The organism is Rhizobium sp. YTUHZ045 (assembly GCF_051124255.1).
Classification (GTDB): domain Bacteria; phylum Pseudomonadota; class Alphaproteobacteria; order Rhizobiales; family Rhizobiaceae; genus Rhizobium.
In genome coordinates, this window is record NZ_CP101434.1 from 57,678 (window position 1) to 70,592 (window position 12,915).

10 protein-coding genes are annotated in these 12,915 nt (G+C 62.7%); 4 read left to right on the forward strand and 6 right to left on the reverse strand.

Translation table 11 applies throughout. From position 1 onward, the window contains the following. Positions 1-3: 3 nt before the first annotated feature. The 3 genes from NMA58_RS27405 to NMA58_RS27415 all read right to left on the reverse strand — a co-directional run bounded on the left by NMA58_RS27405 (position 4) and on the right by NMA58_RS27415 (position 5,300). Positions 4-1,911 carry an ABC transporter substrate-binding protein gene (locus NMA58_RS27405; RefSeq protein ID WP_434714664.1) on the reverse strand — a complete coding sequence of 636 codons (1,908 nt, stop codon included), beginning with the start codon at positions 1,909-1,911 and terminating at the stop codon, positions 4-6. After that, positions 1,911-3,800: an ABC transporter ATP-binding protein gene (locus tag NMA58_RS27410; protein ID WP_434714666.1), complete on the reverse strand. Its 1,890-nt coding sequence runs from the start codon at positions 3,798-3,800 to the stop codon at positions 1,911-1,913. The genes NMA58_RS27405 and NMA58_RS27410 overlap by 1 nt, the downstream gene beginning before the upstream one ends. A gap of 156 nt (positions 3,801-3,956) precedes the next feature. After that, the gene (locus NMA58_RS27415; RefSeq protein ID WP_221114836.1) at positions 3,957-5,300 is read right to left on the reverse strand and encodes an adenylate/guanylate cyclase domain-containing protein; all 1,344 of its coding nucleotides are present in this window, start codon (positions 5,298-5,300) and stop codon (positions 3,957-3,959) included. A gap of 469 nt (positions 5,301-5,769) precedes the next feature. Here NMA58_RS27415 and NMA58_RS27420 point away from each other — a divergent pair, with 469 nt between their 5' ends. Beyond that, a complete protein-coding gene (locus tag NMA58_RS27420) occupies positions 5,770-7,107 on the forward strand; it encodes a nucleotide sugar dehydrogenase (protein WP_434714668.1) in 1,338 nt (445 codons plus the stop codon). Here NMA58_RS27420 and NMA58_RS27425 read toward each other — a convergent pair. Continuing rightward, entirely contained in the window at positions 7,097-8,272 is a 1,176-nt protein-coding gene (locus NMA58_RS27425; protein WP_097598942.1) for a DUF3095 domain-containing protein, read from the reverse strand. The two genes, NMA58_RS27420 and NMA58_RS27425, sit on opposite strands and share 11 nt — an antisense overlap. Positions 8,273-8,396: 124 nt before the next feature. Here NMA58_RS27425 and NMA58_RS27430 point away from each other — a divergent pair, with 124 nt between their 5' ends. Both NMA58_RS27430 and NMA58_RS27435 read left to right on the forward strand, forming a co-directional pair. Next, positions 8,397-8,876 carry a class I SAM-dependent methyltransferase gene (locus NMA58_RS27430; protein WP_097598810.1) on the forward strand — a complete coding sequence of 160 codons (480 nt, stop codon included), beginning with the start codon at positions 8,397-8,399 and terminating at the stop codon, positions 8,874-8,876. A gap of 40 nt (positions 8,877-8,916) precedes the next feature. Next, on the forward strand, positions 8,917-9,417 hold the full coding sequence (locus NMA58_RS27435) for a GFA family protein (RefSeq protein ID WP_434714670.1): 501 nt from the start codon (positions 8,917-8,919) through the stop codon (positions 9,415-9,417). Between the two features lie 17 nt (positions 9,418-9,434). Here NMA58_RS27435 and NMA58_RS27440 read toward each other — a convergent pair whose 3' ends face one another. After that, positions 9,435-9,890, reverse strand: coding sequence for an Rrf2 family transcriptional regulator (locus NMA58_RS27440; protein WP_434714672.1), 456 nt, complete (start codon positions 9,888-9,890; stop codon positions 9,435-9,437). A gap of 132 nt (positions 9,891-10,022) precedes the next feature. Between NMA58_RS27440 and NMA58_RS27445 the strand changes: the two genes are divergently transcribed. Beyond that, positions 10,023-10,928 (forward strand): NAD(P)/FAD-dependent oxidoreductase, encoded by a 906-nt coding sequence (locus NMA58_RS27445; protein ID WP_434714674.1) that lies wholly within the window; start codon positions 10,023-10,025, stop codon positions 10,926-10,928. 40 nt (positions 10,929-10,968) lie between these two features. Here the strand turns inward: NMA58_RS27445 and NMA58_RS27450 are convergent, their stop codons facing one another. Beyond that, the gene (locus NMA58_RS27450; RefSeq protein WP_434714675.1) at positions 10,969-12,882 is read right to left on the reverse strand and encodes an adenylate/guanylate cyclase domain-containing protein; all 1,914 of its coding nucleotides are present in this window, start codon (positions 12,880-12,882) and stop codon (positions 10,969-10,971) included. Between the last annotated feature and the right edge of the window lie 33 nt (positions 12,883-12,915).

The window sequence follows — 12,915 nt, forward strand, 5'->3', positions numbered from 1 at the left end:
GCCTCAGGCCTCCTTGTACCAGAAAACATCCGGCATGTAGACGCCGAGATAGGAGGTGGGATCGAAGCCGTAGAGCGCTTTCTCCGGCAGGTTCTGCAGCTTGGCGGCGCGAAGGATCGGCTGCAGCGTGCTGTTGATGAGGCCGATCGAGAAGACCTGCTGCGTATAGAGCGACAGCATTTTGTGCCAGATCGCCTGACGCTCCTCGAACTTCGCCGTCGAGCCCCATTGGCCGAGCAGGTCCACCAGCTCTGCAGCTTCCGGCAGGTCTGGTGCGACGCCTTCCTGGCCGGCGGAGAGATAATGCATGCCCCAGAGCGGCCATTGCAGCTGATCGTCGAGCGTCGGCGCAAGACCAGACGGCGACATGTCGGCCGTCGGCACGCCGTTGTCGAGACCATACCAGATCGACATCATGATCGTGCCGCTCATGGCGCGGTTGCGGAAGACGTCGCGCTGCGAGGTGCGGGTATAAAGCGCAAGGCCGATATCGGCCCAGTGATCGTGCACCAGTTCCAGCACGTCGGTATCGAGATTGCTTTCGCCGGCGGTCTCGACGGTGATCTCGGCGCGCCGTCCGTCCGGCAGCAGCCGGATACCGTCGTCGCCGCGCTTGGTTAGGCCAAGCTCGTCGAGCAGGCGGTTGGCCTCATCGGGATCGAACTTCACGAAGGCGTCGGCATATTCCTGCTTGAAGAGCGGGCTGTCGGGCAGCACGGTATCGGCGCTCGGCGTGCCCAAGCCATAGAAGGCGACCATGTTGATCTCGTGCCGGTTGATCGCCAGCGACAGCGCACGGCGCAGCCGCGCGTCGCGGAAAAGGCCGCGCCACACCTCGTCGGCGCAGTTGAGATTCGGCAAGAGCGTGATGCGCGAGCCGCGCGCGACCTTCCAGAGATTGACCTTCACCGGAAAGCGCTTCTCCGCCTCTTTCAGGAAGGTGTAGTCGTTGAAATCGATGCCGGTCGCCTGCAGGTCGGCCTCGCCAGCACCCGCTTTGGCAGCGATGATCGACGAGGAAGAGACGTTGAGGACGAATCGGTCGAGATAGGGAAGCTGCCTGCCGTTTTCGTCGACGCGATGGAAGAACGGGTTGCGCTCGAAGACGAACTGCTCGGCTGGCAGTGCGGTCGTATTGTGCCAGGGATCCAGCGTCGGCAGGTTGGGATTCTCGGGCCGGTAGGAGCGCGCCATCTTGATGTGCAGGTCCTGCCATTTCTTGGCGCGGTTGGCCTGCATCATCTGTTCCATCTTCGCCTGGTCGGGCTGATACTTCTTGTGGAACTGCTTGAGGTAATGCGCCGGCCCGAAGATGACGAGGGGTTGCGGGCCTGCCAGGCTCGGCAGGAACATCGGGTTGGGTTTTTCCCAGGTATAACGCACCGTCAGCGGATCGAGCATCTCGAAGCGCGGCAGGCTGCCGTGTGGACGAAGCTCGAGCGCACCGCCGCCCGGCGTCAGCTTGTCGTTCAGGATGACGTCTTCCCACCAGTAGCGGAAATCATCGGCGGTGAACGGCGCCCCGTCCGACCATTTATGGCCCTCGCGCAGCGTGAAGGTGAAGACCGTGTCTTCCTCTGAGCGGAAATCGGCCAGAATGTCGGGCTGGAACTGCAGGTGCTTGTCGTAGCCGATCAGGCGGGCATAGCCGTAGATCGTCATGAAGCGGATATCTCGCTGGCTGCCGATGATGGTGCGCACGGTGCCGCCATAGGCACCGGGCTCGAGCCCCATCTCCTTCAGGTTGACGATGCGCGGGCGGGCGGGAATGCGCTCGGCCATCGGCGGCAGGCTGCCTGATGCCAGCCGCTCCTTGAGGAATTCCGGTTCGCTCGCCTGCTCGGCCCGCAGCACCGCCGGCGCGATCGCAGCGCCGACAAGGCCGCCCAGAAAGGTACGACGCGTCACCATCAGCGCAACTCCCGGATATCGGCACCCTTGCGGGCGCGTACCAGATGGCCATCGCCGAGGTCGGCATAGGCAAGCTCGGAAGCGTCGTCATGCTCGGCGGTGAAGGTAACGCCCCAGTTCTGCTTGTCGGCAGCGCCGTTTTCCCGGAGCGCCTTGAAATCGAGCGGCCGGTCGAGATCGGGGAAGGGGACGGCGGCAAGCAGTGATTTCGTATAGGGATGCACCGGATCGCGCAGGATGATCTCGCGCGGCGCGATCTCGACGATACGGCCCTTGCACATGACGGCGATGCGGTCGGCCATGTAGTCGACGACGGCGAGGTTGTGCGAGATGAACAGGTAGGTCAGCCCCAGCTCCTTCTGCAGGTCCTTCAAGAGGTTTAGGATCTGTGCCTGCACCGAGACGTCGAGGGCCGACACCGGCTCGTCGAGGATGACGAGCTTCGGGCCGAGCGCCAGGGCCCGGGCAATGCCGATGCGCTGGCGCTGGCCGCCGGAAAAGCTGTGCGGGTAACGGCTGAGGTAACGCTTGTCGAGGCCGATCGCGCCCATCAGCCCCTCGACCTTGCGCTTGCGCTCGGCGCTGTCGCCGCGGTCGTGGATCTCGAGCGGCTCGCTCAGAATGTTGCGCACCGTCATGCGGGGTGAAAGCGAGGAGACCGGGTCCTGGAACACCATTTGGATCTTCGTGCGCAGCTCCTGCAGCTCGGCGCCCTTGACGGCCAGCACGTCGATGACCTCTTTGCCGTCATTAAACACCACCGAGCCGCCATCGGGGGTGACGGCGCGCATCAGGATCTTGCTGAGTGTCGTCTTGCCGCAGCCGGATTCGCCGACCAGGCCGAGACATTCGCCGCGGCGGATGTCGAAGCTGACGTCGTCGACCGCATGCACGACGGCGGCTTCGTGTTTGCCGAACAGGCTGCGCCTGCGCGTCCTGTAGGTCTTCGACAGATTGGCGACGGAAAGCAGCGTGCCCGGGGTTTCGGCCTGCAGCGGCTTCTTCTTGCCGACCAGCGTTTCAAGATTGACCGGCACGTCGCGCAGCGCCTTCAGCCGCTCGCCGGGTTTCATGTCGAAATGCGGGACGGCTGCCATCAGCGCCTTGAGATAGGGATGCTGCGGATTGCGGAAGATCGCCTCGACCGGCCCTGCTTCCATGATCTCGCCGTGATAGATGACGACCACCTCGTCGGCCATGTTGGCGACGATGCCGAGATCGTGGGTGATGAGCAGCATCGCCATGCCGAGCTTGGCCTGCAGGTCGCGCAGCAGCTCAAGGATCTGCGCCTGGATCGTCACGTCGAGCGCAGTCGTCGGCTCGTCGGCGATCAGGAGCGCCGGCTTGCAGATCAGCGCCATGGCGATCATGGCGCGCTGGCGCATACCGCCCGACAGCTCGAATGGATACATGTCGTAGGTGCGGTGCGGATTGGGGAAGCCGACGAGGCCGAGCATTTCCTCGGTCCTTTGACGTGCTTCCTGCTTGTCGACGTCTGTATGGATCAGCAGCACTTCGCTGATCTGGTTGCCGACGGTGTGCAGCGGCGAGAGCGAGGTCATCGGCTCCTGGAAGATCGTCGCCATGCGCTTGCCGCGCAGATCGCGCATCTCTTCGCTGTCGCGCGGCAGCGACAGGATATCGGTCGTGTTGCCGTCGAGCGGATCGGTAAAGAGGATGCTGCCCGACGCTTTCGCCGGATTGGGCAGAATGCCCATGATGGCTTGGCTGATCACCGATTTGCCGGAACCGGACTCACCGACGAGAGCGGTGACCTTGCCCGGAAGAATGCGGAGATTGGCTTCTTTTACGACACGCAGGCGGTCGCCGAAAACCGAGAAGGAGACGTCGAGATTCTCAATACGCAACAGATCGGCAGCGGACGCCATACCAATGAAATTCCCCAGTCTTCTATGTTCCCGTTAAGGCAACACTATCGTACCGCAAACGGGGTGTCTAGCTGATGACAATCAAGGGGAAATTGCCGCGTTTCACCATCTCTGTCCGGAAGAAACACGCCATTTCAGCGGCCGCAACCTGGCGTTTTACTGGATGAACTTCTCCATACTTGTGCGTTTGACCTGTTTCTTGGCATCGCGGTGCAGGAGAATGACCTGTTCGGCTTCGGAAAGTCCGTTCTGCACGGCCTCTCGGAAATGTTCGTCGACATGAATCTCCGGGGCCGGGGCACGTGGCTGCAGCACCGTCACCTTCTGGCGGATGCCGCGCAATTTCTCCTCGCCGAGCGTCGTCCATTCGCCGCCGCAATAGCCGGCGAAGGCCTGACTGGCGACGACTTCGCGGCCGTATTTCTTGGTCAGGATCTGCAAACGCTGCACCTCGTTGACCGCCGATCCGAAGGCGGAGAAGGTCAGCCGGTCCTTGAGGCCGACATTGCCGAACATGACGTTGCCGACATGCAGGCCGATGCCGTAGCCGATCCTGGCCAGACCCTTCTCCTCGCGGTCGCGGTTGAGCTCGGCCACCCGCGCCTGCGCCTGGTAGACGGCGGAAAGCGCCGCCTCGCAGGCGATTTTCGACGGGTCTTTGTGACGCCCGCAGGGATAGACGGCCAGAAAGCCGTCGCCGAGGAAGCTCAGAATCTCGCCGCCGTTGCGGTTGAAGGGGGCGGCGATCGCGTCGAAGAACTGGTTCAGCGTATCGATATAGGCCTGCCTGCCTTCCTTTTCGGCATACATGGTGGATTCGCGCATGTCGCCCATGACGAGCGCCGCACGGATCGTCTCGCCGTCGCCGCGGCGGATCTGGCCGTTCAGCACCCGCTTGCCGGCGTCGCCGCCGAGATAGGTGGTCAGCATGTTGTTGGCGAGCTTGCCGAGCACCGCCATCTTGGCGGCGACCGCCAGATGATTCTGCATCCGGAGCAGCGCGTCGATCATGTCGTCGGTAAAACCGTCGTGATGGTCGGTCGACCAGGAGCCCATCATGCCTTGCACCGAATCGTCGCCGAAGGGCTGCACGAAGGCGAGATAGTCGGTCATCCTGTCCTTGCGCAGGTCCTCGAAGATCGGGAATTCGGCCGGCCCTTCCTGCATCAGCCGCCGGCGGATGTGCTGCAGGTTGTTGTCGAGCAGGTAATAATAGGGGCTCTGCAGGAAGCGGTCCGGCTTCTGTCCGGCCGGCATGCGGAAGCCCTCGATGGTGACGCCGCTGGCGCGCCGCCAGGTGAAGCTCAGCGCATCATAGAGCGGATGCAGCATCGAAAAGGTCAGGTGCACGCGCGCGATCGGCAGGCCGGCGGCGGCAAGTCGTTCGCAGAAGCCGCGCACGATGTTTTCGAGGTCGTCGCCGGCCAGCGAGGAATGCGTCAGCCATTCGGCGACCCGGTCCAACAGGATGGAGGAGACGCTGGATTCGATCGTGCTCATTCGCGGTATGATCCTCATAAGGCACGCCATCCCCAAGAGCCAAAAGTCCCTCGGCCGACGCATTCTCATGCGCAGGTCACAAGGAAATCAGGATGTACGAGCGGTAATATTTGTCAACGATCTGCCGAGAGCCCGGCAGCAGCGCCCCTCAGTTCCCTGGAACGCGGATCGGAGGGGAAGTCCTTTCTCGATGGTTCAATATCAAACTCACATAGGGGTGCTGCAGATGCGAAACAATGGGACCCGGATTCTTTTGTGCGCTCAGGTTGCGGCAAAGGCCGCCGCCGGGGCATTTCGGCCACACCCCGGAGAGGTGGTGCTCTGGGATATCGGCGAGACTAGCCCTCGTGCGCTTTGAGGGCACGGCGTAAACAGGGGTGGCACCGCGGGGAGAAGAAGCTCCGGGTTTAATTCCCCGCCATCATGCATTAGATCAGCTTTCTAAATTCCCCATTCGAAAGATCCCGCCTTGGCCACCTCCACCTTCGACACGCTCCTGCAGAAGATCGAAAGCCGCGCGGCGCGTGCCGGCATTATCGGGCTCGGTTATGTCGGCCTGCCGCTGGCGATCGCCGTCGCGCGCAGCGGTTTTGCGGTCACCGGCTTCGACATCGATCCCTCAAAGACGGTGGCGCTCGATGCCCGCCGCTCCTATATCGACGCCGTCAGCAACGAGGCGCTTGCCGCCGAGATCGATGCGAACCGGTTTCAGGCGACCACGGATTTCGCCGGCCTTGGCGAATGTGATGTCATCATCATCTGCGTGCCGACGCCGCTGACCAAGCATCGCGACCCCGATCTTTCCTTCGTCGAGGCGACCTCGCGCTCGATCGCTGAGCACCTGCGTCCCGGCCAGCTCGTCGCTCTGGAATCGACCACCTATCCCGGCACGACGGACGATATCGTCAAGGTCATTCTCGAAGGCACCGGGTTGAAATCCGGCGCGGACTTCTTCGTCGGCTTCTCGCCGGAGCGCGAGGACCCCGGCAATCAGCATTATCACACCGCGACCATCCCGAAGGTCGTCGCCGGCGACGGGCCCGAGGCGTTGGCTCTGATGAAGGCCTTTTACGGCGCTGCGGTTTCGACCGTCGTCCCGGTTTCCTCGAATGCGACGGCCGAAGCGGTCAAGCTCACCGAAAACATCTTCCGTTCGGTCAACATCGCCCTCGTCAACGAGTTGAAGACCGTCTATGCGGCCATGGGCATCGACGTCTGGGAAGTGATCGAGGCGGCCAAGACCAAGCCCTTCGGCTATATGCCCTTCTATCCCGGCCCCGGCCTCGGCGGCCATTGCATCCCAATCGATCCCTTCTACCTCACCTGGAAATCACGTGAATACGAGCTTCCGACCCGCTTCATCGAGCTTGCCGGCGAGATCAATTCGGCGATGCCGCGCTATGTCGTCGGCAAACTAGCCGAAGCGCTCGACATGCGCGCCGGCAAGGCGCTGAGCCGCAGCCGTGTGCTGGTGCTGGGCCTCGCCTATAAGAAGAACGTCGCCGATATCAGAGAGAGCCCATCGCTGCGGCTGATTGAAATCATCGAGGAGCGCGGCGGCCGCGCCGACTACCACGATCCCTTCGTCGCCGAAATCCCGCCGACGCGCGAATACCAGGCCCTGAAAGGCCGCAGATCGGTCGCGCTGACGCCGGAGACCTTGAGCGGATACGATGCCGTGCTGGTCGCAACCGACCATGACAGGATCGATTATGCGGCGCTCGCCAAAACTGCTGCGCTGATCGTCGATACCCGCAATGTCTTCGACCGGCTCGGCCTCTCGGCCGATCACGTCATCAAGGCGTGACGGAAACGGCCGAAAGCGATTTGCCGGTCATCCGGCTGGCGGCCACCGCATAGCCGCCTGACGCCCCGTCGATGAAATGCATGTGGTCGCGCGAGATCGGCGTCGGCACGAAGCAGGTCATCAAAGCCGAGGACTGGCGATGCAGGCCGTAGCGGGCGATGCCCTTGGCCCGCGCGTCTTCCAGCAGCGTCTCGATCCGTTTCAAGCGGCCGGCGTCGACGTCGACAGTCATCTTCAGCCCGTCATCGAACTTGCGGAAATCGGAATTGCCGGCGACGTCGCGCTTGTAGCGGCGGGCATCAAAGCGTCCGAGTGGAAGGCCGAGCCTGTAGCACGCGAGGATGATGGCGAGCTGCAGGAAAATGATCAGCTTCTGCCACAGCCGTCTTCCCGCGGGCGCGGTGGCCTTGGCCTCGCGATTGATGCCCTTCAGCGAGAAGGCGAATTTCGGGCCGTCGGCCGGCACCGGATGGCTCCCGCGGTTCTGCTCGGCGGTGATGGCGACGATGCCGTTGACGAGATCGCGGAATTCTTCGCCCGGCCGGCCTTCGCCGGGCACGGCGATGATCGAGACGATCTCGCCATTCTCCGCCGCAATCGGGCTCCAGCGGCAGGACAGGCCGGTGAGATCCGGCCGCGTGCCCGGCGCGGCGCGCTCGACGCCGTAACGGCCGAGCTTCATCTGTCGTTCCGCCCAGCTTGTGCCGCCGCCCCAGAACATCGCATAGGTGACATGCGGGCTTGCGGAATAGCGCGCGACGCGCACGTCGAGGCCCTCCGCGCGGGTATCGGCGACCGGCACGATAGCGATGCGCAGCATCAGGCCGAGATCCTCCTCGACCCAGACCTGCACGGCGGCGAGTGCATCCCGCGCCGCCTTCTCCAGCGAACCCGGCAGCGCGATCAGCGCGCCATCGCCGCCGAAGACGAAGGGATAGTCGCCCTTGCCGACTGCATTCAGCACCGCCGAAATGACGCTGGCGCCGGCCATGTTGACGTCCTTGTAGCGACCGCCGGCAATCGCCTGCGTCGAACCGACGATATCGGCAAGCGCCAGCACCCATCCCTCCGGCAGCGGCCGGTAATTGCCGGCATCGGTCACGCCCTCGAAGGCGCTGAAGCGCGGCACGCTCGCAAAGAATTCTTCGTCGGTCCCGGTTGTCATGTCATTGACCATAGCACAGACCCATATCGCTGCTGCAACGCCAATTCCCATCTATGGCAATCGACTTGACAAGGTTTCATGTGTTAGCACGCGCTCACGATTTTCATCACGGATTCGGATTGCGATGAGCCGCCTCGACAGCTTCATTCGCCGGTTGACGGCCCAACGCGACATTCTGAACGCAATCACCGATCTGGTCGAGGACATCGAAGGCCCGGTGCTGGAGTTCGGCCTCGGCAACGGCCGCACCTATGATCACCTGCGCGAAAAATTCCCCGACCGCCGCATCATCGCCTTCGACTGGGAAGTCCGCTCCTATTCGGCCTCGACCCCAGAGCCGCAAGATATGGTGACCGGCAACATCCGCGATTCCGGTCAGGCCTTCCTCGGCATCGGCGCAGCCCTCGCCCACGCCGATATCGGCACCGGCCATGACGAGATCGATGCGGTGACGCTGACCTGGCTGCCACAGCTGATAGCCGGCGTGCTCGCCCCGAACGGCATCGCCGTCAGCGGCCTGCCGCTGGAGCATCCGGAGCTCACGGAGCTGCCGCTGCCGGAGGGAATCAAGGAAGGGCGGTATTTTCTGTATCGGCGCATGTGAGGGGAGAGGAAGCCCCACCCGTCTTTGAAGGAGGAGAAAAATGGAACGCATCGAGATGGAAGTCAGCGGCGGCTGTCAGTGCGGTGGCGTGCGTTATCAGGCGACCGCCATGTTCGACAATTCGCATCTCTGCCATTGCCGCATGTGCCAGAAGGCCTCAGGCAACATCTTTGCCGCGCTCGTCGCCGCGCCCGATGATGCGCTCACCTGGACACGTGGCAAGCCGAGCGTCTGGAAGAGTTCGGAGCTTGTCGAGCGAGGCTTCTGCGCCAATTGCGGCACGCCATTGTTCTTCCATCACCTGGAAAACGGTCGCACCAACCTGATGATCGGTTCGCTCGACCATCCGAACGCCTTCCCGCCGCATGCCAATACCTGCACCGAAAACATGGTGGCATGGTTCGACACGATCACGGACATAGAAAATACCGGCGCGACCGAAACCAACGGCGCTGACTGGGCTGCGGCGATCAGGGAAAGCAACAACCAGCACCCCGATCGCGATACCGCCTCGTGGACGGTGAGGGGGCGTGACGGCTGAGCCCTAGGAGCTTCCGCTCACGAGGCACAGGAATAAGCCGTAGCCGAACGCGCCTTCAGTTTTGTCTCGAAGTCAGCCGCGATTTCCTCCAGCGTCACGCTGCCCAGCCGCCTCAAAAGCAGCGCCTCAGCCTCCTTCATCGCGTCGGCCAGCGCACTATTCACCGCCTGCTCGACCAGACATTTGGGCTGATCGTCGGCGGGGCCGATGGCGAAGAGGTGGGGGTCCCCAAGCGCGTTGTAGACGTCGAGCAGGGTGAGCTCGGACAACGGCCGCACCAGCGTCCAGCCGCCGCCATGGCCTTTTTCCGAACGCACATAGCCCTGGTCGCGAAGGCCGGCCATGGTGCGGCGCACGACGACGGGATTGGTGTTGAGCATCTTTGCAATCACCTCGGAGGTTGCCGCATGTTCATGCCGATCCATGTGGATCAGCACGTGCAGCATGCGGGAAAGGCGGCTGTCGTTGCGCATGGTTCTATCCTGTCGATCGAGCGCGGCATTATCGCAAGCAATTTGTAACAAGACAAGTGACATGAGCCTTGACGGCGCTGTTTCATGTAACTTATGTTGATTCATGAGAAGTAATGTCCAAGGAGTGACCGCATGTCCTACGAAGTCATCGTCATCGGCGGCAATTTTGCCGGTCTGTCCGCGGCCATGCAACTCACCCGGGCGCGGCGGCGGGTTCTGCTCCTAGACGCAGGCGCGCCGCGAAACCGGTTTTCGCTGGCCTCGCACGGCTTCCTCGGCCAGGACGGCCAGCCGCCGGAGGCGATCATGGCCGAGGGGAAGAGGCAGCTTTCGCTCTATCCAAACATCACGCTGCGCGACGGCAAGGTCACGCGCACGCAGAAGGAGGGTGAGGAATTCGTCGTCACCATCGAAGGCGGCAGTGAAGAACGCGCTCGTCGCCTCATTCTCGCAACCGGCGTCAGCGACACGCTGCCCGATATCCCCGGGCTCAGGGATCGCTGGGGCCGCTCGGTGCTGCACTGCCCCTATTGCCACGGCTATGAGGTGAGCGGCGGCGACCTCGGCGTCCTGGCAAACCATCCGCATTCCGCCCATTCGGCGATGATGATCCCGGACTGGGGCGCGACCACCTTTTTCACCCAGCGGCTGTTCGAGCCCGATGAAGAGCAACTGAGACGGCTCACCGCCCGTGGCGTGCGCATCGAACGCAGCCCTGTCGTGGAATTATTGGGCGATAGTCCGAAACTCCAGGCGGTGCGTCTCGGCGATGACCGCATCGTGCCGCTCGACGCCATATTCGTCGCGCCGAAAACGGCGATGGCAAGCCCGATTGCCGAACAACTTGGCTGCGCCTTCGACGACGGTGCCTTCGGGCCGGTCATCCGTACCGGCGAAAACAAGGAGACCAGCGTCAAGGGCGTCTTCGCCGCCGGCGATGCCGCAAGCTCCATGCACAGCGGCACGCTCGCTTCGGCCTCGGGTGTGCTTGCCGGCGTGCATTGCCATCAGTCGCTGGTGATGCAGCCCGCCGGATAGGTGCATGCGACGGTGGGAGATGGGAGAGGCGCGCCAACACCTAGCACCTGAGATCCCCAACCAGCTCCCAAAGATCAACCTTTTCAGCCCGTCCCTTCACCTGCACCAGACCCAGCGGCCGAAACTGGAAGCGGTCGCCGACGGCGTTATGGATGGCGGCGCTCACCAGGATCGAGGTGCCGTATTCCTTGTTCAATCCCTCCAGCCGGGAGGCGACGTTGATCGTATCGCCCATGGCCGTATATTGCTGGCGCGAGATCGCTCCGAAACTGCCGACGACGGCGGGGCCCGTATGGAGGCCGAACCGCGTGAAGAGTTCGGGGCGGCCATGCGCCCGGTTTTTCCCGTTGAGTTCGTCGACGGCGGCTTTCATGGCAAGCGCGCATCGACAGCCGTGTTCGATATGCCCGCCATCTTGAACAGGGGCATTCCACATGACGAAGATGGAATCGCCGAGATATTGGACGACTGTGCCGTCATGGCTCTCGGCAATGGTGTTCAGCAGCTCGAAATAGGCCGATAGCGTATCGACCACGTCCTCGGGCGAATTCTGCTCCGATATGGTCGTGAAGTCCCTGATATCGGTAAACAGCACGGTCACGTCCTGCCGCTTCGCCTTGACGACCGTTCGCCCGTCAGGGCTGACGATGCGGCGGACCACTTCACGCGGAACATAGAGGGCAAACTGGCCGATGGCGTGACGGCTTGCCGAGAGCGCGCTCGCCAATGTGTTGATTTCCGTTATCCAGGAGTGCGACAGGGCCTTCTCGCTTACCTCGAGATCGCCAATCATGCGCGCCTCGTCGGCGAGGCGGTATAGAGAGCGGCTGACCATGCGCGACAGGACCACCGATGCCGCAACACCCGCGATCAACAGGATGCCGGCAATCAGGAGATTGCGCACGAGCAGCCGGTTGGCCTCGGCAACGAGGTCGTCCAGCGGCACGACGATTGCGGCCGTGCTTCCCCGGAACAGGCCGGACACGCTGACCGGGGCGATCTGGACAAGATAGCTTGCACCATCAAGTTCGATCCGCGCCAGGCCGCCGTTTGCGAAGGCAGGATCCTGCCGCAGCCGGACAATCGTTTCGAGACTGGTATCGAAGGCGTTTGCCGTTATGGCGAAGGCGCCTGAGGTTCTCGACCATATTGCGATGATCCTGCTCATGATATCAGGGTAGGAATGAGCAACGAGATTGCCGCTACCGTCGATGACATAGGCTCGGGCATGCGGCGAAATACTCTGTGCATCCAGCAGGCGGCCGATGGTCTGCAGGTGAACGTTGATGCCGACGACCACCCGCCCATCGTCCTTCATCGGTGCCGCGATCGTCAGCGTCGGCACCTTGAGCGTTCCGGTCACATAGGGGCCGACGGAGACCGGGGCGCCGTCCTGAACGACCGATTGATACCACGGGCGTTGCCGCGGATCGAAAGACGCGTCGTCGACATTCCGTTCGCCGATCAGTCTTGCCTTGCCGTCGAGAAAGCCAAGCGTCGATATGACGTTCGCATTTTGTCGCCCGGCGATCGTTCTGATCGCGAAAGCCGCTTCGTCAGGCGCCGCGAGGGTCTGGCGGACATCCCTCCTTCCAGCGTTGATGACCTGCAAGTACGAGCCGTCAGGGTATCCGGTATAGATGCTCGTTGCCTCGGGGACATTTCGCAGAACTTCGAGAAAGAGGTCCTGTTTCGCCTTGATATCCTGAGGCGGCGGCGAAACGAGCTGCGGCAGGGTGGATGCCAGCGCCACCGCCTCGTAGCCTCCCTCCAGCGTGTGGCGATATCCCTCGATCAGCCGCAGGCTCATCTCGCGCATCTGCTGCGCGCCGGCACTCACGGCAGCATTGCTTCCCTGCCTGAACGCCAACCAGATAATCGGCATCGACGTGCAAAGCAGCGATGCGACGACCAGGACGCCGAGATGCACTCTGAGCGGTTTGGACCAGCGCACGAGACTTCCCTCGAATGCGGACACCTCTCAGCG

Coding starts and splice junctions, on each gene's coding strand:
- NMA58_RS27415 (WP_221114836.1), bottom strand. CDS start 5,300: ATGAGCACGATCGAATCCAGCGTCTCCTCCATCCTGTTGGACCGGGTC.
- NMA58_RS27435 (WP_434714670.1), top strand. CDS start 8,917: ATGGAACGCATCGAGATGGAAGTCAGCGGCGGCTGTCAGTGCGGTGGC.
- NMA58_RS27445 (WP_434714674.1), top strand. CDS start 10,023: ATGTCCTACGAAGTCATCGTCATCGGCGGCAATTTTGCCGGTCTGTCC.
- NMA58_RS27440 (WP_434714672.1), bottom strand. CDS start 9,890: ATGCGCAACGACAGCCGCCTTTCCCGCATGCTGCACGTGCTGATCCAC.
- NMA58_RS27405 (WP_434714664.1), bottom strand. CDS start 1,911: ATGGTGACGCGTCGTACCTTTCTGGGCGGCCTTGTCGGCGCTGCGATC.
- NMA58_RS27430 (WP_097598810.1), top strand. CDS start 8,397: ATGAGCCGCCTCGACAGCTTCATTCGCCGGTTGACGGCCCAACGCGAC.
- NMA58_RS27410 (WP_434714666.1), bottom strand. CDS start 3,800: ATGGCGTCCGCTGCCGATCTGTTGCGTATTGAGAATCTCGACGTCTCC.
- NMA58_RS27425 (WP_097598942.1), bottom strand. CDS start 8,272: ATGACAACCGGGACCGACGAAGAATTCTTTGCGAGCGTGCCGCGCTTC.